This window comes from Luteococcus sp. H91 (assembly GCF_038433135.1).
In the GTDB taxonomy this organism is placed as follows: domain Bacteria; phylum Actinomycetota; class Actinomycetes; order Propionibacteriales; family Propionibacteriaceae; genus Luteococcus.
Genome location: NZ_JBCDMV010000008.1, coordinates 94,332 through 117,591, shown reverse-complemented (window position 1 = coordinate 117,591; position 23,260 = coordinate 94,332). Strand labels below are relative to the sequence as shown.

The 23,260-nt window shown below is 68.5% G+C and carries 28 protein-coding genes and 1 tRNA gene; 15 read left to right on the top strand and 14 right to left on the bottom strand.

Going from position 1 to position 23,260, the window contains the following annotated elements:
- The first annotated feature begins 33 nt into the window (after positions 1–33).
- Positions 34–342, top strand: a complete 309-nt coding sequence (locus AAEX57_RS05800) for an antibiotic biosynthesis monooxygenase family protein (protein WP_342091453.1) — start codon at positions 34–36, stop codon at positions 340–342.
- Here AAEX57_RS05800 and AAEX57_RS05795 read toward each other — a convergent pair whose 3' ends face one another.
- Positions 343–537 (bottom strand): hypothetical protein, encoded by a 195-nt coding sequence (locus AAEX57_RS05795; protein WP_342091454.1) that lies wholly within the window; start codon positions 535–537, stop codon positions 343–345.
- A gap of 125 nt (positions 538–662) precedes the next feature.
- On the opposite strand from AAEX57_RS05795, the gene AAEX57_RS05790 reads away from it, so the two are divergent.
- Together AAEX57_RS05790 and AAEX57_RS05785 are read left to right on the top strand one after the other, a co-directional pair.
- On the top strand, positions 663–2,270 hold the full coding sequence (locus AAEX57_RS05790; RefSeq protein ID WP_342091455.1) for a sodium-dependent transporter: 1,608 nt from the start codon (positions 663–665) through the stop codon (positions 2,268–2,270).
- On the top strand, positions 2,267–2,377 hold the full coding sequence (locus AAEX57_RS05785) for a methionine/alanine import family NSS transporter small subunit (RefSeq protein WP_342091456.1): 111 nt from the start codon (positions 2,267–2,269) through the stop codon (positions 2,375–2,377). Before AAEX57_RS05790 ends, AAEX57_RS05785 begins: the two co-directional genes overlap by 4 nt.
- Before the next feature lie 121 nt (positions 2,378–2,498).
- Here the strand turns inward: AAEX57_RS05785 and AAEX57_RS05780 are convergent, their stop codons facing one another.
- Positions 2,499–3,554 (bottom strand): S1 family peptidase, encoded by a 1,056-nt coding sequence (locus tag AAEX57_RS05780; protein WP_342097761.1) that lies wholly within the window; start codon positions 3,552–3,554, stop codon positions 2,499–2,501.
- Between AAEX57_RS05780 and AAEX57_RS05775 the strand changes: the two genes are divergently transcribed.
- Entirely contained in the window at positions 3,547–3,729 is a 183-nt protein-coding gene (locus tag AAEX57_RS05775; RefSeq protein ID WP_342091458.1) for a hypothetical protein, read from the top strand. The genes AAEX57_RS05780 and AAEX57_RS05775 overlap by 8 nt on opposite strands.
- A 133-nt stretch (positions 3,730–3,862) precedes the next feature.
- Here AAEX57_RS05775 and AAEX57_RS05770 read toward each other — a convergent pair whose 3' ends face one another.
- From AAEX57_RS05770 to AAEX57_RS05760, 3 genes are read right to left on the bottom strand one after another with little or no spacing between them, the layout of a single operon-like run.
- The gene (locus tag AAEX57_RS05770) at positions 3,863–4,525 is read right to left on the bottom strand and encodes a DUF3618 domain-containing protein (protein WP_342091459.1); all 663 of its coding nucleotides are present in this window, start codon (positions 4,523–4,525) and stop codon (positions 3,863–3,865) included.
- Positions 4,522–4,965 carry a phage holin family protein gene (locus tag AAEX57_RS05765; protein ID WP_342091460.1) on the bottom strand — a complete coding sequence of 148 codons (444 nt, stop codon included), beginning with the start codon at positions 4,963–4,965 and terminating at the stop codon, positions 4,522–4,524. Before AAEX57_RS05765 ends, AAEX57_RS05770 begins: the two co-directional genes overlap by 4 nt.
- Positions 4,962–5,654, bottom strand: a complete 693-nt coding sequence (locus AAEX57_RS05760) for a hypothetical protein (protein ID WP_342091461.1) — start codon at positions 5,652–5,654, stop codon at positions 4,962–4,964. Before AAEX57_RS05760 ends, AAEX57_RS05765 begins: the two co-directional genes overlap by 4 nt.
- Here AAEX57_RS05760 and AAEX57_RS05755 point away from each other — a divergent pair.
- Positions 5,653–6,063 carry a hypothetical protein gene (locus AAEX57_RS05755; protein ID WP_342091462.1) on the top strand — a complete coding sequence of 137 codons (411 nt, stop codon included), beginning with the start codon at positions 5,653–5,655 and terminating at the stop codon, positions 6,061–6,063. The two genes, AAEX57_RS05760 and AAEX57_RS05755, sit on opposite strands and share 2 nt — an antisense overlap.
- Positions 6,064–6,102: 39 nt before the next feature.
- Here the strand turns inward: AAEX57_RS05755 and AAEX57_RS05750 are convergent, their stop codons facing one another.
- Positions 6,103–7,491: an alpha,alpha-trehalose-phosphate synthase (UDP-forming) gene (locus tag AAEX57_RS05750; protein WP_342091463.1), complete on the bottom strand. Its 1,389-nt coding sequence runs from the start codon at positions 7,489–7,491 to the stop codon at positions 6,103–6,105.
- Positions 7,492–7,600: 109 nt separating this feature from the next.
- On the opposite strand from AAEX57_RS05750, the gene otsB reads away from it, so the two are divergent.
- The 3 genes from otsB (at position 7,601) to AAEX57_RS05735 (ending at position 9,973) form a co-directional block, all read left to right on the top strand.
- A complete protein-coding gene (otsB, locus tag AAEX57_RS05745; RefSeq protein ID WP_342091464.1) occupies positions 7,601–8,509 on the top strand; it encodes a trehalose-phosphatase in 909 nt (302 codons plus the stop codon).
- 72 nt (positions 8,510–8,581) lie between these two features.
- Complete coding sequence (locus AAEX57_RS05740; protein ID WP_342091465.1) at positions 8,582–9,865, top strand: TrpB-like pyridoxal phosphate-dependent enzyme; 1,284 nt, start codon at positions 8,582–8,584, stop codon at positions 9,863–9,865.
- Between the two features lie 31 nt (positions 9,866–9,896).
- A tRNA-Ile gene (locus AAEX57_RS05735) sits at positions 9,897–9,973 on the top strand.
- A 13-nt stretch (positions 9,974–9,986) separates the two neighbouring features.
- On the opposite strand, the gene AAEX57_RS05730 is transcribed toward AAEX57_RS05735, so the two are convergent.
- Together AAEX57_RS05730 and AAEX57_RS05725 are read right to left on the bottom strand one after the other, a co-directional pair.
- The gene (locus AAEX57_RS05730) at positions 9,987–10,406 is read right to left on the bottom strand and encodes a type II toxin-antitoxin system VapC family toxin (protein ID WP_342091466.1); all 420 of its coding nucleotides are present in this window, start codon (positions 10,404–10,406) and stop codon (positions 9,987–9,989) included.
- Positions 10,403–10,660 (bottom strand): hypothetical protein, encoded by a 258-nt coding sequence (locus tag AAEX57_RS05725; RefSeq protein ID WP_342091467.1) that lies wholly within the window; start codon positions 10,658–10,660, stop codon positions 10,403–10,405. Before AAEX57_RS05725 ends, AAEX57_RS05730 begins: the two co-directional genes overlap by 4 nt.
- 189 nt (positions 10,661–10,849) lie before the next feature.
- On the opposite strand from AAEX57_RS05725, the gene AAEX57_RS05720 reads away from it, so the two are divergent.
- Positions 10,850–10,966: an amphi-Trp domain-containing protein gene (locus tag AAEX57_RS05720; RefSeq protein WP_342091571.1), complete on the top strand. Its 117-nt coding sequence runs from the start codon at positions 10,850–10,852 to the stop codon at positions 10,964–10,966.
- A gap of 70 nt (positions 10,967–11,036) precedes the next feature.
- Here the strand turns inward: AAEX57_RS05720 and AAEX57_RS05715 are convergent, their stop codons facing one another.
- Both AAEX57_RS05715 and AAEX57_RS05710 read right to left on the bottom strand, forming a co-directional pair.
- Positions 11,037–11,840, bottom strand: a complete 804-nt coding sequence (locus AAEX57_RS05715) for an HAD-IIB family hydrolase (RefSeq protein WP_342091468.1) — start codon at positions 11,838–11,840, stop codon at positions 11,037–11,039.
- Positions 11,840–12,685, bottom strand: a complete 846-nt coding sequence (locus AAEX57_RS05710; RefSeq protein ID WP_342091572.1) for a hypothetical protein — start codon at positions 12,683–12,685, stop codon at positions 11,840–11,842. Before AAEX57_RS05710 ends, AAEX57_RS05715 begins: the two co-directional genes overlap by 1 nt.
- Positions 12,686–13,064: 379 nt before the next feature.
- Between AAEX57_RS05710 and AAEX57_RS05705 the strand changes: the two genes are divergently transcribed.
- The 5 genes from AAEX57_RS05705 to AAEX57_RS05685 are packed head-to-tail and all read left to right on the top strand — an operon-like array spanning position 13,065 to position 18,013.
- Complete coding sequence (locus AAEX57_RS05705) at positions 13,065–14,243, top strand: AAA family ATPase (RefSeq protein ID WP_342091469.1); 1,179 nt, start codon at positions 13,065–13,067, stop codon at positions 14,241–14,243.
- A 3-nt stretch (positions 14,244–14,246) separates the two neighbouring features.
- On the top strand, positions 14,247–15,314 hold the full coding sequence (locus AAEX57_RS05700) for a DUF58 domain-containing protein (RefSeq protein ID WP_342091470.1): 1,068 nt from the start codon (positions 14,247–14,249) through the stop codon (positions 15,312–15,314).
- 5 nt (positions 15,315–15,319) lie between these two features.
- Positions 15,320–16,291 carry a VWA domain-containing protein gene (locus AAEX57_RS05695; protein WP_342091573.1) on the top strand — a complete coding sequence of 324 codons (972 nt, stop codon included), beginning with the start codon at positions 15,320–15,322 and terminating at the stop codon, positions 16,289–16,291.
- Positions 16,291–17,259 (top strand): VWA domain-containing protein, encoded by a 969-nt coding sequence (locus AAEX57_RS05690; protein WP_342091471.1) that lies wholly within the window; start codon positions 16,291–16,293, stop codon positions 17,257–17,259. The genes AAEX57_RS05695 and AAEX57_RS05690 overlap by 1 nt, the downstream gene beginning before the upstream one ends.
- 40 nt (positions 17,260–17,299) lie before the next feature.
- Complete coding sequence (locus AAEX57_RS05685) at positions 17,300–18,013, top strand: YggS family pyridoxal phosphate-dependent enzyme (protein ID WP_342091472.1); 714 nt, start codon at positions 17,300–17,302, stop codon at positions 18,011–18,013.
- An 87-nt stretch (positions 18,014–18,100) separates the two neighbouring features.
- Here the strand turns inward: AAEX57_RS05685 and AAEX57_RS05680 are convergent, their stop codons facing one another.
- On the bottom strand, positions 18,101–20,038 hold the full coding sequence (locus AAEX57_RS05680; protein WP_342091473.1) for an alpha/beta hydrolase family protein: 1,938 nt from the start codon (positions 20,036–20,038) through the stop codon (positions 18,101–18,103).
- A gap of 136 nt (positions 20,039–20,174) precedes the next feature.
- Between AAEX57_RS05680 and AAEX57_RS05675 the strand changes: the two genes are divergently transcribed.
- Positions 20,175–20,675, top strand: coding sequence for a DUF3145 domain-containing protein (locus AAEX57_RS05675; RefSeq protein ID WP_342091474.1), 501 nt, complete (start codon positions 20,175–20,177; stop codon positions 20,673–20,675).
- A gap of 91 nt (positions 20,676–20,766) precedes the next feature.
- Here AAEX57_RS05675 and AAEX57_RS05670 read toward each other — a convergent pair whose 3' ends face one another.
- The 3 genes from AAEX57_RS05670 to AAEX57_RS05660 all read right to left on the bottom strand — a co-directional run bounded on the left by AAEX57_RS05670 (position 20,767) and on the right by AAEX57_RS05660 (position 23,234).
- The gene (locus tag AAEX57_RS05670) at positions 20,767–21,498 is read right to left on the bottom strand and encodes an aminoglycoside 3'-phosphotransferase (protein WP_342091475.1); all 732 of its coding nucleotides are present in this window, start codon (positions 21,496–21,498) and stop codon (positions 20,767–20,769) included.
- A gap of 144 nt (positions 21,499–21,642) precedes the next feature.
- The gene (locus AAEX57_RS05665) at positions 21,643–22,899 is read right to left on the bottom strand and encodes a beta-ketoacyl-[acyl-carrier-protein] synthase family protein (protein ID WP_342091476.1); all 1,257 of its coding nucleotides are present in this window, start codon (positions 22,897–22,899) and stop codon (positions 21,643–21,645) included.
- Between the two features lie 89 nt (positions 22,900–22,988).
- Complete coding sequence (locus tag AAEX57_RS05660; RefSeq protein WP_094765328.1) at positions 22,989–23,234, bottom strand: acyl carrier protein; 246 nt, start codon at positions 23,232–23,234, stop codon at positions 22,989–22,991.
- Positions 23,235–23,260: the final 26 nt, after the last annotated feature.

The following is a 23,260-nucleotide window of genomic DNA, read 5'->3' as shown; positions in this document are numbered from 1 at the left end:
AGGACGGATGTGAGCCGGGGTTAGGCTGGCGGCATGTCAGTCGTGAAGATCAATGCCATCGACGTCCCGCCGCAGGCCAGCCCCGAGCTGGAGCGCCGCTTCGGTGAGCGCGCCCACACCGTTGACACCGCCCCGGGCTTCCTCGGCTTCCAGCTGCTGCGCCCGGTGGCGGGGGAGACCCGCTACTTCGTCGTCACCCACTGGGCAGATGACGCTTCCTATGAGGCCTGGCGCGACGGCGACAGCCGCGCGGCGCACAAGGGTGAGCACGGCAAGCCGGTGGCCACCGGTGCCAATCTGTTGGAATTCGAAGTCGTGCTGGACGTCAATCCGCGCGGCTGATCACGCCTGCCCGGGCCGCCCCGGGCCGAGCGGGAAGAGCTCGTCCTGATCCTCGGCGGGCTCGTCCTCACGCTCCCGGTGGGCCTCGAAGTTGAGTGAATCCGACGGTGGACGATGCTGGTAGCAGTAGGGGCTCCCCGGGCGGCGGCACTGGAGGCCTGACTGGGTGATCCCGCTGCACCGTTCGTCGTTCATTCCGCACAGGCTAGCGTCTCGTTGTCGGGATGTGCATCCCACATCGCGAGACGCGCCCTTGTGGCGTCGTGGGGTGACGGGTGACTATTCGTCGTCCGTTCGTCCACGTCCCGCAGGAGACCCACGTGTCCTCCCCAGCTTCCTCCCACGCCCCGCGCGAGCAGTGGCAGTCCCAGATGGGCTTCATCCTTGCCGCGGTCGGCTCGGCCATCGGCTTGGGCAATATCTGGCGCTTCCCCGGTGTCGCGTACACCAACGGCGGTGGCGCCTTTCTGATCCCGTACCTGGTGGCCCTGCTGACCGCTGGCGTGGTCTACCTGCTCTTCGACTGGGCGCTGGGTCACCGCTATCGCGGCTCGGCCCCGGCCATCTTCCGTCGGATCCACCCCAAGTTCGAGCCGCTGGGCTGGTTCCAGGTGGGCCTGTGCTTCGCGATCATCACCTACTACGCCGTGATCGTGGCGTGGTCGGTCCGCTATGTCGGCTACTCCTTGACCCGCGCGTGGGGTTCGGATCCGGCCGGCTTCTTCGTCAAGGACTTCCTGCGCCTGCTGCCAGAGTCCCAGGCCCACGTCACCGGCGACGTGGTGCCCTCGGTGATGTGGCCCCTGGTGCTGGTCTGGCTGTTCACCACCGCCATCATGGCGCTGGGCGTGGCCGGTGGCCTGGAGCGGATGAACAAGATCTTCCTGCCGCTGCTGGTGGTGATGTTCGTCGGCATGGTGGTGCGCGCCGTCACCCTGCCCGGCGCCGTCAACGGCCTGAACTCCTTCTTCACCCCCAAGTGGTCGGCCCTGGCCGATCCGCACGTCTGGGTGCAGGCCTATGCGCAGATCTTCTTCTCGCTGTCGGTGATGTTCGGCATCATGATCACCTACGCCTCCTACCTGCCGCGGCGCGCCAATCTGGCGCCGACCAGCTTCGTCGTGGCCTTCTCGAACTCGTCCTTCGAGCTCCTGGCCGGCATCGGCGTCTTCTCGACGCTGGGCTTCATGGCCGACCAGCAGGGCATCAAGGTCTCCGAGCTGGAGGGCATCACCGGCCCGATCCTGAGCTTCGTGACCTTCCCGCAGGTGATCTCGATGATGCCGGGCGGCCAGTTCTTCGGGGTGCTCTTCTTCGGCTCGCTGGCGTTGGCCGGCATCACGTCGCTGGTGTCGCTGATCCAGGTGGTGACCGCCGCCGTGCAGGAGAAGTTCGGAATGGGCCGCACCGCCAGCTCGGTCGTCGTCGGACTGCTCTCCGCGGCGTTGTCCATCGGCCTGTACAGCACCTCCAACGGCCTCAACACGCTCGACGTGGTGGACAACTTCGTCAACAACATCGGCATCGTGCTTTCCGCCGTCCTGACCGTCTTCCTGCTCACCTTCGTGGTGCGACGGCTGCCGGAACTGCACCACCACCTCAGCGAGCACTCCGCGAGCCCGCTGGGCGGCTGGTGGCGGGTCTTCGCGGGCTACGTCACCCCGATCATGCTCACCGTGATGCTGGTGCTGACCGGCGTCGATCTGGTCACCAATGGCTACGGCAAGTACCCGGAGAAGTTCACCCTGCTCTTCGGTTGGGGCTCGCTGGCGCTGATCACGATCGCGTCACTGGCGCTCAGCGCCCTGCCGTGGCGCACCTCGGTTGACCACTTCCGGCCCGCCCGGCTCGACGGGATGGAGCACCGTCCCTACCACCACCACAAGCACCACGACGACGCCGACCTGGCACTGGAGGAGACCCGATGACCCCGACCGCGCTGATCATGCTGATCCTCTCGCTCGCCCTGGTCTGGGGCGGTCTGGCCGCAGCCATCATCAACCTGCGTCGCCACCCCAGCCCCTACGAGGACTGAGCACCAAGCCACTGCACGAAGCCCACTGCACGAAGCGCCCGGCACCCCGATGAGGGGTGCCGGGCGCTTGGCGTGTCAGCAGTCCCTCACGCGATCCGTGCGCCTGCGACGGGGGCGCTGATCAGCACTGTCGCGGAGCCTCGAGATCGCTGACCTGGTCGATCACCCAGCGGCCCGGCTCGGAGCTGAGCAGCACCTTCTGCTTGTGCACCCGGCAGGTCTTGCCCGGCCCCTCCAACTGCACGGTCCAGATCAGGGTGTCGGTGAACTGGTCGCTGATCTCCAGGTTGTCCACATTGGCGGCGGTCGCCCGGGCACCCTTCAGCGATGCAATGAACTTCTCGGGGCTGCCGAAGGACTTCTGCCGCGCCGTCGAGAGACCGTGCCAGGCCACCTGGCTGCCCCGCTGACCGGACGGATCCGCGTCCTTGGGGTAGGACAGGCCCCACAGGTAGCGGTTGAGGGCGGTCTTGATCGCCGGGGCATCCGGATGGATGGAGGTCATCGACGGCGGGCCGTCCTCCTTGCACTTGGCCAGCTTGGTGGCCTTGCCGGCCGACTGCCACTGCTTGACCTTCGCGGAGACGGCCGACGCCGGGACGGCGTGATGGGTGCCTTTGCCGTCGGGGCTACTGGCCAGCTCGATCGCGGCCACCGTGCCCGCGGAATCCAGCAGCGGGGCGCCGGAGACACCCGGCTGGGCATTGGCGGTATGGCTGAGCAGCCCCGTGAGCGGGGCGCCGGCGACCGTTGCCTGCTGGTCGGCCTGCTGCACCTGCCCGGCCGCCTGGTGTGCGCCGAGCCCGGTGGGTAGGCCCAGCATGGTCAGCTTGGCCCCGGCCGCCGGGGCCGCGGAGGCGAGCGAGAGGCCCGGGCCGGTGAGCTTGCCGTTGTCCCGGGTGGGCAACAGTCGCACCAGGGCCACGCCGGTTGCGTCGTCCTTGCCGAGCAACTCGCCGCGGACCACGCCGGTGGTGTTGTGCACGCTGATCGACGAGGCATTGTCGAAGACGTGGCTGGCGGTGAGCACCACATCCGGGCCGACGTAGAAGGCCGCTGCCTGGGCCATGGCGGTGCAGTTGTTCACCTGGACCCGTACCAGCGACGCAGCCGGTCCGCCCGACAGCGGCGCGGCCGAGGCCGGCGGCGCGACCGGTTCGGCGGGCGGCATGGCCATCGGCCCCGACGGCCTGGCGGAACTTGGTGCGGCCGAACTGGCGTCGGGCGTGGCCGACGGCTGGGTCGCTGCGCTGCTGGCCGCCCCCGAGGGGTTGGGGGTCTGCTCCGGCGTGGAGCCTCCCCCCGAACAGCCGGCGGCTGCAGCGAGCCCCGTTGCGATCATGACGATGTAGAACTTCGATCCCCGAGAAGTCATGTCTCCCACCATGTCATGTCTTGCGGGCCATCCCCGGGAAAAGAAGCGGTGCCCGACCCCAAAGGGGCCGGGCACCACAGCTGTTGTTCAGCTCCAGCGGGTCCGCTGGCTCACTTCTGGACGTTGTCCTTGGCGCTCTTGGCCTGCTGCTTCACGTCCTGCTGGGCGCCCTTGGCCTGGTCGGCGACGTCCTGCTTCGCGGACTCGGCCTCGCCCTTGACGTTCGCGGCCGCCTGGGTGGCGGTCTCCTTCACGCTGGCGACGGCCTCCTGGGCGGGCTGCTGCAGCGAGTCGGCCGCGTCCTTGGCGATGTCCTTCGCCTGCTCCAGATAGGGCTGGGCCTGATCCTTGGCCTGCTCCACGTAGCGCTTCTCGGCCTTGCTGGCCGGCATCATGCTGCCAACCAGGGCACCGACGCCGAAGGCGATCAGACCAGCGGCCAGCGGGTTGCCCCGGGTGCTGCGCTTGACCTGGGTGGGCGCATCGGCCAGGTTCTGGCGGGCGTCATCGACGGCGCCAGCGGCGCGGTTGCGCACATCCTGCACCGTGCCGGAGGCCTGCCCGGCCAGGCCGTCGTCGGCGAAGTCGTCCTCGCTGCCGAAGACCTTCTCCTTCACCTGGGTGACCTTGTCGCTCACCTGCTCCTTGGCCTTGTCCACCTGGTTCTGCGCGATGTTCTTGGGGTTGGCATTCTCGGTGAGCGCGTTGACGTCCTCGCTCAGGTTGGCGCGGGTGCGCTCGATGTCGTGGCGGATCTCGTCGGGATTGCTCATCGGTTCTTCTCCTCATGGCCCTTCAGGGCATCCGGAATTTGCTTGGCGGTTTCGGTGGTCTGCGGCAGGCCGTCGACGTCCTGCAGGGCCTTCTTGCCCAGCATGGCGAGGACGCCGGCGATGATCGCCCACAGCACGGCCAGGATCAGGCCGGACCAGCCCAGAGCCGGGTGGTCGTGGTTGCCGATCAGGATGGCGATCGCCCACCACAGGCCCAGGGTGCCGAAGGTGAGGGCGAGATGGGCGGCGATTCCCGCGCCGCCGAGCATGCCCGCTCCCTTGCCGGCCCGGCCGGCATCCTGCTTCAGCTCGGCCTTGGCCAGCTCGAGCTCCTGGTGCACCAGGGTGCTGAAGTTGCGGCTCAGGTCACCGACGATCTCGCCGATCGACCGGTCGTCGTCCGCACCGGGGTGCGACGGCTGGATCAGGGGTGAACTCATCGAAGACCACCGTCGCGCAGATCCTGGGAGGCGAAGTGGGCGGCGTCGACGTCACGGACGTCGGTGGTCAGCCGGTCGGTGCTGCGCACGGGCTCGGTGACCTGGTACTGGCCGCGCGGGGCGGGAGCAACCGCGGGACGCTGCTGCTCGTCCTGCGACAGGTCGCGGGTGCCGCGGGCCAAGCGCCCGGCGATCAGGCCGGCGCCGGCGGCCAGCGCCAGGAAGGTGGTGGGCTTGCGCGCGGCGAAGCGACGCACCTCGACGAGCACGTCGTCGGGTTCGTGGTTCTCCAGCCAGCTGGCCAGCTGCTCGCCCCGCGACGCGATGTCGCCGGCGAACTGGGCCACCGGACCGCTCGCGGAGGATTCGCGGGTGAGCTGCTGCAGCTCCTGACTGAGGCTGCCGACGGTGCCGGCCAAGGCGGTCTGGCCCTCGCTGGCGCGGCCGCGGACCTCGCCCAGGGTGGTGTCCACCAGCCCACGGATCTGGTCCTGCGCCTCGGTGGCCACCTGCTGGGCCTCCTGCTTGGCCTGGCCGGTCACCTTGGTGGTCGCCTCGGCGGCGGTGTCCTTGACCTCTGCGGCCTTCTGCTTGGCGTTCTGGCCGAGCTGCTCGGCCTCGACGCGGGCCTGCTCGGCCTTGGCCTTGGAGGAATCGGTCGGGGGCACGTTCTTGTTCTGCTGGGTCATGAACACTTTTCTACGGGGTGAACGGCGATTCGTCAGCACCGATTGGGCCAAACCCACCCCGAAGGGTGAGGCTTTTCCGCCGACGGCGCACAACGGGGGCCCGGGGCACGTCCCAGCGAGCCCGGGCACCGAACTAGGCTGGGCCATCGCTGGATCGCTGTTCTTCGACTTCACTTCCCTTGATCAGGCGCGCAAAGCCCTCACCGTCGCCAAGGAACGGGACGTCCAAGCTGAACTGCTGACCGGCACCGAGGCAGCGGCGACGATTGCGGTGCCGCAAGCCGAGCTGCTCCAGGCCGAGGTGCTGCTGCTGCGCCATCGCGGGCACCTGCGCGAGCAGACGGCCAGCACAGCGGGTGAGGAGGCTTCGGCCCGGACCGCCACCCTCGCGCCGCCGCCGGAGGCCTGAGCCGGTCGGCCGAGTCGGCGACCAGCCGCCAGGCCCAGGTCAGGCGGCGCCCAGATCGGTCAGGAAGTCATTGGCCCAGTCGTCGATCTGGTGGGCGAAGACGTGCTTGCGCAGGGCCCGCATCCGTCGCGAGCGGGACGCCTTGGTGTCGTTCACCGCCCGCATGATGGTCTGCTTCATGCCGTTCAGGTCGTGCGGATTGCACTGGTAGGCCTGCTTCATCTCCTTCGCCGCACCTGCGAACTCGCTGAGCACCAGCGCGCCGTTGTTGTCGGCGTGGCAGGCCACGTACTCCTTGGCCACCAGGTTCATGCCGTCGCGCAGGGGAGTGACCACCATCACGTCGGCGATCGAGTACATCGCGGCCATCGACGTGCGCGGGTAGGACTCGTGCCGGTAGACGATCGGCGGGTTGCCGATCTCGCCGATCTGCGAGTTGATCCGGCCCACCAGCAGATCAATGTCGTCGCGCAGCTTCTTGTACTCCTCGACGCGTTCCCTCGACGGCGTGGCCACCTGCAGGAAGGCGGTCTCGTTCGGGTCGAGCTGGCCATCGCGGAAGAGCTCACCCAGGGCACGGATCCGCTGGCGCAGGCCCTTGGTGTAGTCCAGCCGGTCGACGCCCAGGAAGATGGTCTTCGGGTTGCCCAGGTCCTCCCGGAGCTTCTCGGCCTCCTGGGTCACCTCCGGATCCTCGGCCAAGGCCTTGAAACCGTCGGCGTCGATGGAGATCGGGTAGGCCCGTGCCCGCACGATCCGGCCGTCGGGCATGGTGATGGTGTCCCGGCTGGCCTGCACCCCGGAGAGTTGCTTGGCCAGCCGAACATAGTTGGCCGCACCACCGGGCAGCTGGAAGCCGATCAGGTCCGCGCCCAACAGGCCCTCCACCAACTCCTTGCGCCAGGGCAGCTGTTGGAAGAGTTCCTTGGGCGGGAAGGGGATGTGGAGGAAGAAGCCGATCTTGAGGTCCGGACGCAGTTCGCGCAGCATGGTCGGCACCAGGTGCAGCTGGTAGTCCTGCACCCACACCGTCGCGCCCTCGGCAGCAACGTCGGCGGCGGCCTGGGCGAACCGACGGTTGACCTCGCGGTAGCAGTCCCACCATTCGCGGTGGTACTCCGGGGGAGCGACGACGTCGTGGTACAGCGGCCAAAGCGTCGCATTGCTGAAGCCCTCGTAGAAGTCCTCGACATCGTGCGTGCTCAGCGGGACGGGGACGATCTGGTACCCCTCATGGGTGAATCCGTCGATGGTCTCGTCGGGGGCGCCGTGCCAGCCGATCCAGGCACCGCCCTTGCGCTTCATCACCGGCTCCAGCGCCGTGACCAGCCCGCCGGGTGAGGTGCGCCAGATGGGTTCTCCGTCGGGCCCGGTCTTGCGATCCACGGGCAGGCGGTTGGCGACGACGACGAAGTCTGCGGTGTTCATCTGTTCCCTCACATCCCTGAGACGGTTCACCCCGACCCTATCGCCCCCAGAATTCATCACACCCCAGCCAAAGGGGTGGGATCGTGGCCATCCGTGGCAGGCTTGTCCCATGACTGCGATGTCCGAAAACAAGCCCTCGAGCAAGGTCAACGACGACGACTTCCCGGAGGCCGGCGCCTGGCGCGCCGTCACGCCCGAGGGGGAGGCCGCCATCCAGGCCATCGTCGCCAATCCGCAGGCGAGCCTGCTGGCCAGCGACTTCGACGGCACGCTTGCGCCGATCGTGCAGAACCCGGCCGAGGCACACATCCATCCCGGTGCCCGGGCCGCCTTCGCTGCACTGGGGGAGCGGCTGGGGCAGATCGCGATCGTCACGGGACGGCCGGTTGCCGCCGCCCGGGAGCTGGGCCAGCTGGACGACGACTCGGGCTTCGCCCGGTTGGTGCTGCTGGGCCAGTACGCCCAGGAGCAGTGGGATGCGGCCACCGACGAGTTGACCATGCCGCCGGTGCCCGAATCGGTCGCCCAGGCCCTTGAGGAGCTGGAAGCGCTGCTGGCCAGCCCCGACGCCCCGGTGGATCTGTCCGGCGTGGTGTTGGAGGACAAGGGCCGCGCGATCGGCGTGCACACCCGGCGCGCCACGGATCCGTCAGGAAGCCTGGCCTGGCTGGAACAGCCGGTGGCCAAGATCGCCGAGCATCACGGTTTGGTGGTGGAGCCCGGGCGCCACGTCATCGAGCTACGCAGTTCCAACATCACCAAGGGTGACGGGATCGACGCACTGGTCACCCGCTTCCAGCCCAAGGTGTTGGTGATGATGGGCGATGACCTGGGTGATCTGGCAGCCTTCGCCCGGATCAAGCAGCTGCGTGCCGAGGGAATGACGGGTGTCTGCGTGGTGTCTGCGTCGGTGGAGCAGCCGACGGTGGCCGAGCAGGCCGACGTGCTGTGCGGCGGCCCCGACGGGATCGCGGCCTGGCTTGAGGACCTGATCCGGGCCTTGGACAGCGCCTCCTGAACCGAGCGTCACTCGCTAGGGTCGGGCGCGTCAGGCGGCGCGGGCCGCGGCGAGGTCGACGAGGAGGTCGCGATGAGCGAGCAGTACAAGCCTGGTGAGCAGGTTCCCAGCACGGTCCCGACCCACTGGTACAACCTTGCCGCCGACTTCCCCGAGCCGATGGCGCCGGCCCTCAACCCCGCCACCCGCGAACCGCTGGGGCCCGAGGACCTGGCGCCGCTGTTCCCGATGGCGCTGATCGAGCAGGAGGTCTCCACCGAACGCTGGATCGAGATCCCGCAGCCGGTGCGGGAGGTCTACGCCAAGTGGCGTCCGTCGCCGCTGATCCGCGCCAACCGGCTGGAGCAGGCGCTGGGCACCGGTGCCCGGATCTACTACAAGTATGAGGGGGTCAGCCCGGCCGGCTCCCACAAGCCGAACACCGCCATTCCCCAGGCCTGGTACAACAAGCAGGAGGGGATCAACCGGCTCACCACCGAGACCGGCGCCGGGCAATGGGGCGCCTCGCTGAGCCTGGCCTGCGCCCTGTTCGACATGGTGTGCGAGGTCTGGCAGGTGCGTTCCTCCTACGACTCCAAGCCCTACCGGCGGGCGCAGATGGAGGTCTATGGATCCTCCTGCCACCCCTCGCCCAGCGAACTGACCGCGGCCGGCCGGGCCATGCTGGCCAAGGATCCCGACACCACCGGCAGCCTCGGGATGGCGATCAGCGAGGCCGTCGAGGTGGCCGCACAACACGACGACGTTCACTACGCGCTGGGCAGCGTGCTGAACCACGTGATGCTGCACCAGACGGTGATCGGGATCGAGGCGCTGGAGCAGCTCAAGGCAGCGGGGGAGCGGCAGGCCGACGTGGTCTTCGCCTGCGCCGGCGGCGGCTCCAATCTGGCCGGGCTCACCTTCCCGCTGATCGGGCAGAACCTGCGCGAGGGCACCACCAGTCGCTTCGTCGCCTGTGAGCCGGCGGCCTGCCCGTCGCTGACCCAGGGCGAATTCCGCTACGACTTCGGCGACGTGGCCGGGCTGACCCCGATGCTCAAGATGCACACCCTGGGCTCGGACTTCGTCCCGCCGGCCATCCACTCCGGCGGGCTGCGCTACCACGGCATGTCCCCGATGGTCTCGCACGCGGTGAACCTGGGCCTGATGGAGGCCGTCGCCGTCGAGCAGGACGATGCCTTCGCCGCCGGACTGCAGTTTGCCCGTACCGAGGGGATCATTCCAGCGCCCGAATCCACCCACGCCGTCGCGGAGGCGATCAGGCACGCCCGTTCGGCCCAGGACGGCGAGGTGATCTTGTTCGGGCTGTCCGGCAATGGCGTCCTGGACCTGGTGGCCTACGAGGACTACGTCTGAGACGCGCTAGGATCGGCCGTCGGCAAGGTGAGGGGCGTTAGCTCAGCCGGTCAGAGCAGGGGACTCATAATCCCTGGGTCGCGGGTTCGAGCCCCGCACGCCCCACCACATCGTGCTCAGCTCAGCGGAGCACGAGTTCCACTCCGAAGCGTTGGAAGTCTCGGTCGAAGCTGGCCAGCCGCGCATCGTGCTCTACAGCTATGGCGGCAATGTGCGCATCCGTTGACAGATTTCCAGCGGCTCCATCCTCCCGGAGCAGGCGCGACAGGATCTCGGCGTGACGTGGGCCCGGTTCGGCAACGGTGATTCGAGGATGCGCGAGCCAACCCCCCACGGCGTCCAGAGCCTCGTTGATCGTGAGCGGCGAAGTGAACAACCGACCATTCGTGGTGATGCGGATGAAGCCCAGGAGCGAGACCCACGGCATCCCCAGGAGTTCAGTCTGCTGCGCGGCCTGACTGAGCCAACCACGTGCTCGGTCATGCTGAGCACTGCCGGTATGAACCGCATGAATCAGGACATTGGTGTCAAGGACGATCATCGCCCAAGCTCCAGCGCGTGAGCGCGCTCCAAGGAGTCCAGTTCATCGGCCAACTGATTCGCATGTGTGAGGTCGACGGCACAGGGGCCGAGGTCACGCATCGGAAAGGCGAGAGGAACCTCATCATCTCCACCGCCCCCGAGTTGCTCCCGCAGTGCACCGTTCAGGACGTCCTTGAACTTCATCCGCCTCACCTCCATCTCCCGCTGCAAGAGCAGTACGACGTCTTCGTCCAGTGTCACCGTGGTACGCATGAGTGCTCATAGCATCACGGTTAATGATGCAGTGATGCATGGCGAGCTTCTTGACCTTCTTCACGGTGCGGTGTGAGCTGGGTGCATGGGTGACGAGCTCTACGAGAACGAGACCGAACAGACGATGACCCGGGAGCGGGCGGCGGCCCGGCTGCGGGAGATTGCCGACGACCTGTCGCGGCACAGCAGATCCGGATCAGCCATGGGGATCGCGACGTGGTGGTGCCGGTACCCAAGCAGGTGACGCTCGCGGTCGAGGTGGAGTCGGGCGAGGAGTCCGAGCTGGAGATCACCATCAGCTGGTGAGACCCCTCGACAGGCTCGGGGATCGTGGTTGGGTTGGCCTCTCGGCGGCGGCCGAGCTTGTCGAGGCCCCTCAGAGTGCGTCGAACAGGCCCTCGAGGGTTCGGCCGACCCCGGAGTCGTCGTGGCTTCCCGCGGTGCCGAATCCCGCGGCCAGCAGCAGCGGGTGGGCATCGGCCATCGCATAGCCATGCCCGACGGCGTGCAGCATCTCCAGGTCATTGGGCATGTCGCCAAAGGCCACCGCGTCCGCCAGATCCACCGAGAGCTCCTGGGCCAGCCGGGTCAGCGTCGAGGCCTTGCTGACACCCAGCGCAGACACCTCCAGCAGCCCCAGTGGCCCGCCCAGCGACCAGGTGCAGGTGAGTCGGTCGTCGCAGACGGGCATCAGCTGCTGCGCGAGCTCGTCGCTGTTGTGTCGTTCGCTGATCACCAGCATCTTCACGAAGGGTCGAGTGGCCACCAACTGGGAGATGTCACCGATGGCCTCCGCTTCCACATGGTCGGGGCGCAGCGGGAAGTGCTCCTCCCGAGCCCAACCCAGACCGTATTCCAGCCCGAAGACGATCTCCGGGCAGATGGCACGCATCTCGCGGGCCACGTCCAGACACAGGTCGGCGGGCACGGGGAAGGTCTCCACCAGCTCACCGGCGGCCAGGTCATAGACCGCGGCGCCATTGCTGCTCAACACATAGGGGTGGGCGGCGCGGATCGGGTCCAGTACGTCCAGCCATCGGGCCGGACGACCGGTGGCCACCACCACGGGTATCCCCAGGTCGGCGGCCCGCAGCATCGCGTCGACATTGCGTTGGCTGGCGCGGCCGTCGGCGCCCAAGAAGGTGCCGTCCAGATCGGTGGCAACCAGCGAGGGGTGCATCACAGCCTCTTGTTCGGCGTCGGGCTACCCGCCTCGCCGGAACTGGTGCCGGAGGGGTCGACGGATTCCATCGACGGCGAGTCGCTCGGCTTGGTCGGCTGGCCATCGCTCGGGCTGGGCGAGCCCGACGATGGCGAACCCGAACCGGACGAGGGGGATGGCGACGCCGAGGACGGCGAGGAGGATCCGCTGGACGGCGACGGGCTGCCCGAGGATGGGGAGGGGGAGCCGGAGGACGGTGAGGGGGAGCCGGACGAGGGCGACGGCGAACCGGATGACGGCGGGGGAGAACCCGACGGCGGCGGCGTCTGCGACGACGGGGGAGGCGTGGTGGGCAGCGGTGGCGGCGGTGGAACCGGCGGCTTGTTCTGGAAGAGCAGCACTGCGATCAGCAGTGCCAGCGCCGAGAGCAGGATCATCAACAGCCAACTGACCAGGATCGACATCCAGCCGGCCCGGTCGGTTCGGCCGGGCCACGGCAGTGGCCAGACCCGCCAGGTGCCGGGCTGGGAGTCGTCGATCCAGTGCAGCCGGTAGTCCGGGCCGGTCGGGCCACCCAGAAAGCTCGTGGAGGAAAGATCGACGCTGCGCAGCAGTCGTTCGGCCTCGGCGACGGCGGCGTCGGTGCCGTCATAGGCCAGCGCCACCCACGGTGCCAGCGGCTTGCCCTGCGGATCCACCGGGGAATCATCGTCGGGCACGAAACGGTGGCCAAGACGTCCGCCGTCCTGCCCCTGGCCACCGCGCGCGACGACGGTGTCGATGTGCAACTTGTTGACCTCGCCGGCCAGCCGCTCCCGGGAGGCGGCATCCTCGGCGGCGCCGTGCGCCAGCATGATGAGCATCACCTGACGGTGGGCGCCCTTGGAATCGACCCCATGGGCCAGGTAGCCGACGCCGGGCGGGCCGGCCAGCAGGCGGGCGTCCAGCCAGAAACCGCCGACGCGTGGTGGGTCCGACGGCAGCAGGGGTGCGGTGAACGGCCCGTGGGCTCCCGCGCTCGGCGGGGCGACGGGCGGCTGCGGCTCGGGGCCGGGCCCTAGCTGATCGGGGCCGGGCTGGGACAGGTCGTCGGACATCGGGTCCATCTCACCACATCCGGCCAAGTCACCGCGTCGGGGACGCCCGCGTGGCACGAAGCCCGGCAGCCGCACGCAGTTCTGGGCGCAAGGTATCGTGGCAACCACGTGCCCAGCCGAGCCCGCACAGTCCAGGAGATATCGCGTGAGCAGCACCCCCGACGCCGCCCCCGGCGGCCCGACGACCAAGCCCGCCAGCGGCCTGTCCAACAAGGAGGCCGCCCAGCTGCTGGGTGAAGCAATTGCCCAGGTGCAGCGGGTGATCGTCGGCCAGGAACACATGGTGGAGCAGCTGATGGTCGGCCTGCTGGCCAAGGGCCACATCCTGTTGGAAGGCGTCCCCGGCGTCGCCAAGACCTTGGCCGTGCGCAGCTTCGCCACCGTCGTCGGCGGGGAATTCGCCCGCGTGCAGTTCACGCCTGACCTGGTGCCCTCGGACATCGTCGGCACCCGGATCTACTCCGCCTCCAAGGAGTCCTTCGACATCGAGCTCGGCCCGGTCTTCGTGAACTTCGTGCTGGCCGACGAGATCAACCGCGCCCCCGCGAAGGTGCAGTCGGCGATGCTCGAGCTGATGGCGGAGAAGCAGGTCTCGATCGCCGGTGTCACCTACCCGGCCAAGAAGCCGTTCATCGTGATCGCCACCCAGAACCCGGTGGAGTCCGAGGGTGTCTATCCGCTGCCCGAGGCGCAGCGCGACCGCTTCCTGCTCAAGGTCGACGTGCCCTACCCTCGCGGCAACGAGGAATTCGAGATCCTGCGACGGATGTCGGTCAGCCCGCCGGAACCCACCAATGTGCTCGACCCGGAGAAGGTGCTGCAGCTGCAGGAGATGGCCAGCAATGTCTTCGTGCACAACCTGGTGGCCGAGTACATCGTCCGGCTGGTGCTGGCCACCCGCACCCCGGCCGACTTCGGCATGCCGGATCTGACCAGCGTGATCCAGATCGGTTGCTCGCCGCGTGCGACGCTGGGTCTGGTGGCCGCCGCCCGCGCCCTGGCCTTGATCCACGGCCGGGACTATGTGCTGCCCACCGACGTGCAGGCCGTCGCCCCCGACGTGATGGCCCACCGTCTGGTGCTGGGTTTCGACGCCGTCGCCGACAACATCGCGCCCGCACAGGTGGTGGAGCGGATCCTGGCAATGGTGCCGCCGCCCACGCCGGTGTGGAACGAGCAGACCCGCAAGCAGCAGCACGAGCAGCATTCGGTGCACCCGGAGCTGCCGCCGCAGGGGCCACAGCAGCCGGGCTCACAGTCCAGCGCCGTGCCCCCGTCCGGACCGGTGCCGCCGCCCGCCAACCCGTTCAACCCACAGAACTGATCCATGACCCCTGTTCCGCACTTCGCCCCGCCTGACGACTCGTCGGGGCGAAACCTGGACGTCGGAGCCGCCGGCAGCGTGCTGGCCGCACCGACGGGTGCCACCCTGCCGCTGAGCAAACTGGCGCCCGAGGCGGCCCTGCGACGGCTGGAACTGACCATCGTGCGACGGCTGGAGGGCTTCCTGCACGGCGACCACCTGGGCCTGCTGCCCGGGCCCGGCTCCGACGTGAACGACGCCCGGGTCTACCAGCCCGGTCAGGACGACGTCCGCAAGATGGACTGGGCCGTCACCGCCCGCACCACCGTCCCGCACGTCCGCGACACGATTGCCGACCGGGAACTGGAGGTCTGGGCGCTGCTGGATGTCACCCCCAGCATGAACTGGGGCACCGAGGGCGTCACCAAGCGCGATCTCGGCATCGCCTCGATTGCCACCATCGGTTTCCTCAGCCAACGGATGGGTGACCGCTTCGGCGGCATGATCATGCGGCAGGACTCGATCAAGCGACTGCCCGCCAGCAGCGGCCGCACCGCCCTCTACGGCCTGTTGCGCAAGATGCTCGACGAGCCGATCGTGCCCGACCACGCCCCGGGCTCGATGACCCTGGCGCAGGGCATCGAACAGATGGTGCGAACCCAGCGGCGCCGCGGCATGCGGGTGGTGGTCAGCGACTTCCTCACCCCCGGCGACTCGGAGCTGGACCCGAATGTGGAACCCGAATGGGAGCGGGCGCTGCGTCGACTCGCCGTGCGCAACCAGGTGCTGTGCATCGAGGTGGTGGACAGCCACGAGATCGATTTCCCCGACGTCGGTGAGATGTTGATCAAGGATCCCGAAACCGACTTCGCGCGGTACGTGAACACCTCCGATCCGGCCGCGCGGGAGCGGATGAATGCCGCCTCGGCCGCGCAGCGCGAGCGGATCAAGATCGCGATGCGCCGGGCAGGCGTCGGCCACATCCAGTTGCGCACCGATCGCGACTGGGTGGAGGACATCGCCCGCTTCGTGCTGGCCTACCGTCGCACGGCGTCGATGCTGCACCAGCCGCCACAGGGGGTGAGCAAGTGATCCAGATGCTGAACCTGCTGATCAGCTGGCCGGAGTTCAAGAACCCGGGACGGCTGTGGAGCCTGGCGATCCTGCCGCTGCTGGTGATCGCCTACCTGCTGGCGCTGCGGCTCAAGGGCCGCACCGGCATCCGCTACACCAATACCGGCGTGCTGGGCGCGATCCTGCCCAAGCAGTCCCAGTGGCGACGCCACCTGGCCGTCGCGATGAGCCTGTGCTCGCTGATCGCGCTCAGCCTGGCCTGGGCCCGGCCGATGGGCGTCGAGCGGGTGCCGCGGGAACGCGCCACCGTCGTCGTGGTGATCGACGCCTCCCAGTCGATGATGGCCAAGGACGTCAAGCCCAACCGGCTGGACGCCGCCAAGGCCGAGGCGAAGATGTTCATCACCACCCTGCCCGACGGCTTCAATGTCTCCGTGGTGGCGCTCAGCGGCAGCCCGTCGGTGCGGATGCCACCGAGCGTCGACCGGGCCGCCACCGAACGTGCGATCGACGGGATCCAGCTGCAGGACGGCACCGCGATCGGCGAATCGATCTCGACCAGTCTGAAGGCGATCAAGCAGGCCCCGCCCGGAGCGGACAAGAAGCCCGCCCCCGGGTTGGTGGTGCTGCTCAGCGACGGCACCAACACCACCGGTGGTGACCCGTCGGGTGCGGCGGCGCAGGCCCGTTCCGCCAAGGTGCCGGTCTACACCATCGCCTATGGCACTTCCACCGGCTATGTGGATCTGGACGGCAAGCGGGAGCGGGTGCCACCGGATCCGACGCTGCTGCAGCAGATCGCCAAGGCGACCGGCGGCAGGTCGTGGAGCGCCGGCAGCGCCAATGACCTGAAGAATGTCTACAAGGACGTGAAGAGCCAGGTGGGGTATGAGGAGGTGCGCAAGGAGCGCACCGCCCAGTACGCCCTCTACGCGCTGGCCTTCGCGACGATTGCCGCGCTCGGCGCGGTCTCGATGGCAGCGAGGTGGCCGTGATGCTCGACGTCCTGCTGATGACCCAGTTCATGCGGCCGCGTCGGTTGTGGTTCCTGCTGCTGATCCCGGCGATCGGGCTGCTCTACCTGCTGCTCAACGGGCGATTCCGGCCCAACCCCGCCAGGCGTCGCAGCCGGCTGGATCTGGTGATCCCCAAGGATGCGGCGTGGAAGCGGCACGGCGCGGTCGCCCTGGCGCTGGCTTCACTGGCATCTTTGGTGGTGGCTTGGGCGATGCCCAAGGCGCACACCAATGTGCCGCGGGACAGGGCAACCATCGTGATCGCCGTCGACGTCTCACGTTCGATGATCGCCACCGACGTCGAGCCCAACAGGCTGGCCGCGGCCCAGTCCGCTGCACAGGCCTTCAACCAGCAGTTGCCCGATCGGTTCAATGTCTCGCTGGTGACCTTCGCCGCGACGACCGAGATGGTGGTGCCGCCCACCACCGACCGGGGTGCGGTGGATCGCGCCATCCAGAACCTGGAGGTGGCGCCGTCGACGGCGATCGGTGACGGGATCTATGCGTCGCTGGACGCGTTGAAGCTGGTGCCGCCGGATCCGCAGCATCCCAAGGAGGTGGCCCCTGCAGCGATCGTGCTGCTCTCAGATGGCGCCACCAACATCGGTCGGTCGTCGCTGACCGCCGCGGAGCAGGCCAAGAAGCAGAATGTTCCAGTCTACACCATTGCCTACGGCACCGCGACGGGTTATGTGATGGAGGGCGGTCAGCGCCAGCCGGTGCCGGTCAACCACGCGGAGCTGGCGGCCGTCGCCCGTGCCTCGGGTGGCAAGAAGTTCTCCGCGGCCAGCAAGGACGAGCTGGAGGCGGTCTACAAGACGATCGCCCAGTCCGTCGGTTACGAGAAGGTCTACACCGAGGTGACCGACAAGTACGCCGGTCTGGCGCTGCTCTTCGCCGTCCTGGCGTCGTTGGGTGTGATCTCGCTGGGTGCCCGCTGGCCGTGATGCAGTTGTCACGGCGTTGTGTCGGTGATTGATTGGAGACATGTCAGCCGACTCCATTGCCCAGAACCTCTCCGCCGTCGAGGACCGGATCGCGCAGGCGTGTTCCGCGGCGGGCCGGGACGTGTCGTCGGTGCGGCTGCTGCCGGTCAGCAAGACCCACCCGATCGGGCTGATCAGGCAGGTCGCGACTCGCGGCTACCCGCTCTTCGGCGAGAACAAGGTGCAGGAGCTGGTGGCCAAGTCCGCCGAGCTGCGGCCCGACGACGACTTCGGTTTCTCGGTGATCGGTCACCTGCAGACCAACAAGGCGCGGCCGGTGGCGGAGCTCGCCGACGAATTCCAGGCGCTGGATTCGGTCAAGCTGGCTCGCGAACTGGACAAGCGGCTGGCCGCGGTGAACCGACGGCTGCCGGTGTTGCTGCAGGTCAACTCGTCACGGGAACCGCAGAAGTCCGGGATCCTGCCGGAGGACCTGCTCGACGTGGCGAAGGCGCTGGAGCCCTTCGACCGGCTCGACGTGCGGGGCCTGATGACGGTGGCCGTCAACGGTGCCCCCGACGAGGTGTCGGCCTGCTTCGAGGAGATGCTGCGGTTGCAGGAGTCGTTGCGTCGCGACGAGGTCTTGGGAGCCGACTGGAATGAGCTGAGCATGGGCATGTCCGGCGATCTGGAGCTGGCCATCAGGCATGGTTCCACCTGCGTGCGGGTGGGCACCGCGATCTTCGGCGCCCGCAGCTACCCGACGGCGGCCTGAGCCCCCACCTGGAAGACCCCTCGACAAGCTCGGGGAACTCCGACGCAGCCACGATGGCAAAGCCTGTCGAGACCCCCGAACCACGCGCTACAGGTTCTCGATCTCCAGCACCGGGACGTCGTCGGCCGGGGTGAAGCCGAAGAGCTGGCTGAAGAAGCTCAACTGCGCCTCGACGACCGAGCGGCGGGTGCTCTGCTTGCGGAAGCCGTGCCCCTCGCCCTCGAACATGATCAGCGCGACGGGCAGCTGCTTGGCGCGCACCGCATCGGCCATGGACTCGGCCTGGTTGGGCGGCACCACCTTGTCGTCCAGCCCCTGCAGGATCAGCATCGGGCTGCTCAGCCGACCGACGTGGTGGATGGGGGAGCGCTCGAGGTACAGCTCGCGCGCCTCCGGGTAGGGGCTGACCAGCCCCAGCGGGTAGCGCGACTCGAACTTGTGGGTGTCGGTGACCAGCGTCTCCAGGTCACCGATCCCGTAGCGGCTGACGCCGGCGGCGAAGACGTCGGAGCTGACCAGCGCCTGCAGGGTGGTGTAGCCGCCGGCGGAACCGCCCTGGATCACCACCCGCTTGGGGTCGGCCAGCCCACGCTCCACCACGGCCTTCACCGCATCGATGGCGTCGTTCACGTCCGCGACGCCCCACTGCCCCTGCAGGCGGTTGCGGTAGGCGCGGCCGAAGCCCGCCGAGCCGGAGTAGTTCACGTCCAGCACCGCGAAACCCCGGGAGGTCCAGAACTGGAAGCCGGTGTTGTAGCCCGCCGGGGCCATCCCCGTCGGGCCGCCGTGGGTGTTGACGATCACCGGCGGCAGTTCCCCGTGGACGGGCGAACAACCGGGATTGGTCGGCGGGTAGTACCAGGTCTGGCTGAGGCCGTGGCGGCCCTCGAACCACATCGATTCGGCGCGGGAGACCCACGCCGGGTCGGGTTCCTGTTCGGCGCCGGCGCGCACGGTGCTGAGCTGTCCGGTGGTGAGGTCGACCTGCGCCACCTCCGTCTCCCGGTCGGCATGCCGGACGACGGCGAAGGCCCCGGCCGCTCCGATGGCGACGGCATCGACATCGGCCATCCGGTCACCCAGCTCCCGATGCTTGCCTGTCCGAACATCCAGCACCGAGAGCTGCGCCGCGCCGTCGACGTAGCCGCGCAGCAGCAGCGTGTGGTCGTCCACCAGGGCGTACTCGTCGCTGCCCAGCACCCAGACCGGGCGGCAGAAGTCGCTCTCGGCGCTCAGCACCTGGCGCAGGCTGTCGCCATTCCAGCTCCACGGGTTCCAGAAACCGCTCTCATCGCTGAGGAAGTGCAGCGTGCCGTCGCCGGCCCACGACGGGTGGACCGTGGAGATCTGCTCGCCACCGGCCACCTGTTCGGCGTCCATCACGGCGTCGCCCTCCAGCCGTCCGACCATCAGTCGGCTGCCATCCCACGGCATGTTCGGGTGGCTCCATTCCACCCAGGCCAGCCGGTCGTCGGCGCCCAGGGTGGGGTGGACGTAGAAATCGGAGCCGCGCACCAGCACGGTGCCGAAGTCCTCATTCGGGTGGTCCATCTGCAGCACGACGATGCTGGTCTCCACCTCGCCGTGCGTGTCGACGGTCTCCTCGCGGTGGTCCTCGCGCACCGCGATCACCATGCGGTGTTGCGGCACCACCCGCAGGTCACCGAAGCAGACCCGCTTGTCACAGGGGGTGATTGCCCGGTCCTGGTCGTGCTCCACCAGGTGCACGGCGCGATCCTCGTCGTTGACCCAGGCGATGATCTGGTCGCGGGCCTGCCAGGTACCGCCGCCATATTCCTGCACCCGGCCGCGGACATTGGCCGGCGCCGGGGTGATCTCGCTGGTCTGGTCGCCACGACGCCGCACCAAGGTCGTGCGGCCATCCTCCTCGGGCCGGGACTCCAGCCAGTAGACGTCCTGACCGTCGACTCCCACGGCACCCAGGCCCACACCGGAGGCGAGCATCGCGTCGATGGAGATCGGGGAGGGCCAGCTGCCGCAGGGTGCATTCGTCGTCGAAGTCATGCATCGAGCCTAGCCACTGCACCAGACCACTTGGCAGCCGACGTCTGCTGAGGCAGAATCATGGGCAACATCACCGCCCGGCCAGTTCCGAGTCTGCAGGGGAAGGCACGACTGGGGCCTTGGCAGGAGGACTGTGATGCTCGGCAACACCCGTGGGCTGCTCTTCGTCCACTCGACGCCGTCGGCGCTGTGCCCGCACATTGAATGGGCCGTCGAGGGCGTCCTTGGCGCGCCCGCACACTTCGACTGGACCCGCCAGCCCGCCCAACCCGGCACGCTGCGCGCGGAGCTGGCCTGGGGAGGTCCGGCCGGCACCGGGGCCCGGCTCGCCAGCGCCTTCCTGGCCTGGCAGCGGGTCCGCTTCGAGGTGACCCAGGATGCCGACGCGACGGGAGAGGGCAGCCGGTGGAGCTACACCCCGTCGCTGGGGATCTTCCACGCCGCCACCACCGTCAGCGGTGACATCACCGTGCCGGAAGAGCGGATCAAGCTGGCCATCGCCGAGGACGCCACCGGCGCCAAGACGCTGCGCATTGCGCTCGACGACCTGCTGGGCACCCCGTGGGACGACGAGCTGGAGGTCTTCCGGCATGCCAGCGAGGATGCCCCGGTCCGTTGGTTGCACCGCGCCGGTTAGGACTCGTCAACAAACCCCTCGACAGCCTGGGGGATCGGGGTTGGGTTCCCGCGCGTCGAAACCACGATGGCCGATCCGGTCAAGGCCCGGGTCACCTGTCGTCGAGCGGTTGAGCTTCCCAGAGCCAAGTGTAGAAGGCCAGTCGCTCCTCGTCGACGGATAGCCCGTAGCCGGAGAGGAAGGCCTTGGCCCAGCCCTCGCCGAAGTTCCATCCCAGGCTGAGGATGGCCGGTGCCAGATCGGCATGCCGGTCAGAGACTCCCAAGTGCCCCAGATCCACGTAGCCGCAGCATTCCCCGGCCTCGTCCAGCAGGAAGTTCGGATTGCAGGCGTCGCCGTGGCAGACCACCAAATCCGCCCCGGGCGTCTGCACCAGTCGTCGATCCCCGAGGTCAGCCAGCCGCTCCGACACCGACCAGTCGAAGGGGCAGTCGGCCACCGGAAGAGCGTCGTGGAAACGGCGCAGCGCCCGCCCCAGCGCGGGCACCACCACCTCGGGCCGGGTCACATTGCGCGGGCTGACCGCAGATTCGCCCGGCAGGGCGGCTGTGGCCAGCAGCGATTCGTCGTCGGTGCTCGCATAGGCAAGGACGGTCGGCACCGGCAGCCAGCGCTTCGCCCATTCCAGCCGAGCGGCCTCCGCGACCACGTCGAAGTCCGGGTGGGTGGGGCCGTGCTTCACGTACTCGCGGTCTGCCCCCTCGCCGATCTCCCAGGTGACACCGCCGATCCCGTTCACCCACACGGCGCGTGCCTGGCCATTCCCAGCGCGCTCGCGCACGTCGTCGGGAATCCGATCCGGCTGGGTCTGCGGAATGCTCATCCCACCAACCTGCCACAGACACTGTCGGTCAGCGCTCGGAACAGCCCTCGACAGGCTCGGGGAACGGGGTTGGGTTCCAGAAAGCACCTAGGCCGCGCCCGGAGAGTATCCGGACGCGGCCTGGGCGGGGGTGGGTAGAAGCCGTCAGCGGCTCTGGTTCTGGTTGGTCACCGCGATGGCGACGTTGTGGCCGCCGAAGCCGAAGGAGTTGTTCAGCGCGGCCAGGTCACCCTGGGGCAGCTCGCGGACCGTGGTGGCGATCTCCACCGGCAGGCCCGGCTCCAGGTTCTCGATGTTGATGGTGCCCGGGATCTTGCGGGTGTTCAGCGCCATCACCGTCGCGAAGGTCTCGATCGCGCCGGCGCCACCCAGCAGGTGACCGGTCATCGACTTGGTGGAGGTGACGATCAGGTCGTCAGCGGCATCGCCCAGCGCGGTGCGGATCGAGTTGGCCTCGGTCACGTCGCCCTTGGGGGTGGAGGTGCCATGCGCGTTGACGTGCTTGATGTCGCTGGGCTGCAGGCCGGATTCCTTCAGTGCGCGGGTCATGGCGGAGGCCTGACCGCGGCCGTCGGGATCGGGCTCGACGATGTCGTGGTTGTCGGCGCTGATGCCGGCGCCGGCCAGGGTGCCGTAGATCTTGGCGCCGCGGGCCTGGGCATGCTCCAGGCTCTCCAGCACCATGCAGACCGAACCCTCACCCATCACGAAGCCGTCGCGGCCGGTGTCCCAGGGACGCGACGCGGTCTCCGGGGAGTCGTTGCGGCGGCTGAGCGCCTGCATCTGGGCGAAGGCATTGATCGGCAGCGGGTGGATGACGGCCTCGGTGCCGCCGGCCAGCACGATGTCGGCGCGACCCAGCCGGATCATGTCGATGGCCAGGCTGATCGCCTCGTTGGAGGAGGCGCAGGCGCTGACTGGGGTGTGGATGCCGGCGCGGGCGCCCACCTTCAGGCCCACATTGGCGGCCGGGGCGTTGCTGATCAGCATCGGGATGGTGAACGGGCTGACCCGGCGCAGGCCCTTGCCCTTCTGGATGTCCCACTGGCCCAGCAGGGAGTGCAGGCCGCCGATGCCACTGGCCAGGCTGACGCCGATCCGGTCCTCGTCCAGGTTCTCGTTGACCTCGCCGAACTTCAGGCCGGCATCCGTCCAGGCCTCCTCGCCGGCCACCAGGGCCAGCTGGGTGGAGCGGTCCAGACGTCGGGCCTGGACCCGATCCAGCTTGCTGGCCGGATCGTCGATGGCCTGCGCGGCAAAGGTGACGGGCAGCTCCGCGGCCCAGTCCAGGTCAATGGTGCGAGCGCCGCTGATGCCCTCGAGCATCGCGCTCCAGGTGGTGGGCGCATCAACACCCAGCGGGGTGAATGCGCCAAAACCGGTGACAACAACGGTGGTCATGAGAACAACTCCTGTGAGTGAAGGATTGTGAGGGAGTGGAGTCGGGTGCGGGCGACGCACTCAACGTCGGCCCGCACCCGGTGTCAGGCTCAGGCCTGGGCGCGCTCGATGAAGGCCACGGCGTCGCCGACGGTCTTCAGGTTCTTGGCATCCTCGTCGGGGATGGAGACGCCGAACTTCTCCTCGCAGGCGTAGATGATCTCGACCATGCTGAGGGAGTCGACGTCCAGGTCCTCGGTGAAGGACTTGTCCAGCTGGACGTCCTCGACGCCGACGCCGGCGACGTCGTTGACGATCTCGGCGAGGTCGGAGCGGATCTCTTCGGTGCTGGCCATGATGGCCTCCTGTTTCTGTGTTGGTG

Bases quoted from the DNA above. Each gene is read 5' to 3' on its own strand.
- AAEX57_RS05750 (WP_342091463.1), bottom strand. From the start codon at position 7,491: ATGAACACCGCAGACTTCGTCGTCGTCGCCAACCGCCTGCCCGTGGAT.
- otsB (WP_342091464.1), top strand. From the start codon at position 7,601: ATGACTGCGATGTCCGAAAACAAGCCCTCGAGCAAGGTCAACGACGAC.
- AAEX57_RS05760 (WP_342091461.1), bottom strand. From the start codon at position 5,654: ATGACCCAGCAGAACAAGAACGTGCCCCCGACCGATTCCTCCAAGGCC.
- AAEX57_RS05755 (WP_342091462.1), top strand. From the start codon at position 5,653: ATGAACACTTTTCTACGGGGTGAACGGCGATTCGTCAGCACCGATTGG.
- AAEX57_RS05680 (WP_342091473.1), bottom strand. From the start codon at position 20,038: ATGACTTCGACGACGAATGCACCCTGCGGCAGCTGGCCCTCCCCGATC.
- AAEX57_RS05770 (WP_342091459.1), bottom strand. From the start codon at position 4,525: ATGAGCAATCCCGACGAGATCCGCCACGACATCGAGCGCACCCGCGCC.
- AAEX57_RS05795 (WP_342091454.1), bottom strand. From the start codon at position 537: ATGAACGACGAACGGTGCAGCGGGATCACCCAGTCAGGCCTCCAGTGC.
- AAEX57_RS05740 (WP_342091465.1), top strand. From the start codon at position 8,582: ATGAGCGAGCAGTACAAGCCTGGTGAGCAGGTTCCCAGCACGGTCCCG.
- AAEX57_RS05660 (WP_094765328.1), bottom strand. From the start codon at position 23,234: ATGGCCAGCACCGAAGAGATCCGCTCCGACCTCGCCGAGATCGTCAAC.
- AAEX57_RS05710 (WP_342091572.1), bottom strand. From the start codon at position 12,685: ATGCTCATCATGCTGGCGCACGGCGCCGCCGAGGATGCCGCCTCCCGG.
- AAEX57_RS05765 (WP_342091460.1), bottom strand. From the start codon at position 4,965: ATGAGTTCACCCCTGATCCAGCCGTCGCACCCCGGTGCGGACGACGAC.
- AAEX57_RS05725 (WP_342091467.1), bottom strand. From the start codon at position 10,660: ATGCGTACCACGGTGACACTGGACGAAGACGTCGTACTGCTCTTGCAG.
- AAEX57_RS05700 (WP_342091470.1), top strand. From the start codon at position 14,247: ATGACCCCTGTTCCGCACTTCGCCCCGCCTGACGACTCGTCGGGGCGA.
- AAEX57_RS05685 (WP_342091472.1), top strand. From the start codon at position 17,300: ATGTCAGCCGACTCCATTGCCCAGAACCTCTCCGCCGTCGAGGACCGG.
- AAEX57_RS05670 (WP_342091475.1), bottom strand. From the start codon at position 21,498: ATGAGCATTCCGCAGACCCAGCCGGATCGGATTCCCGACGACGTGCGC.
- AAEX57_RS05675 (WP_342091474.1), top strand. From the start codon at position 20,175: ATGCTCGGCAACACCCGTGGGCTGCTCTTCGTCCACTCGACGCCGTCG.
- AAEX57_RS05775 (WP_342091458.1), top strand. From the start codon at position 3,547: ATGGCCATCGGCCCCGACGGCCTGGCGGAACTTGGTGCGGCCGAACTG.
- AAEX57_RS05730 (WP_342091466.1), bottom strand. From the start codon at position 10,406: ATGATCGTCCTTGACACCAATGTCCTGATTCATGCGGTTCATACCGGC.
- AAEX57_RS05690 (WP_342091471.1), top strand. From the start codon at position 16,291: ATGCTCGACGTCCTGCTGATGACCCAGTTCATGCGGCCGCGTCGGTTG.
- AAEX57_RS05665 (WP_342091476.1), bottom strand. From the start codon at position 22,899: ATGACCACCGTTGTTGTCACCGGTTTTGGCGCATTCACCCCGCTGGGT.
- AAEX57_RS05800 (WP_342091453.1), top strand. From the start codon at position 34: ATGTCAGTCGTGAAGATCAATGCCATCGACGTCCCGCCGCAGGCCAGC.
- AAEX57_RS05715 (WP_342091468.1), bottom strand. From the start codon at position 11,840: ATGCACCCCTCGCTGGTTGCCACCGATCTGGACGGCACCTTCTTGGGC.
- AAEX57_RS05695 (WP_342091573.1), top strand. From the start codon at position 15,320: ATGCTGAACCTGCTGATCAGCTGGCCGGAGTTCAAGAACCCGGGACGG.
- AAEX57_RS05785 (WP_342091456.1), top strand. From the start codon at position 2,267: ATGACCCCGACCGCGCTGATCATGCTGATCCTCTCGCTCGCCCTGGTC.
- AAEX57_RS05780 (WP_342097761.1), bottom strand. From the start codon at position 3,554: ATGGCCATGCCGCCCGCCGAACCGGTCGCGCCGCCGGCCTCGGCCGCG.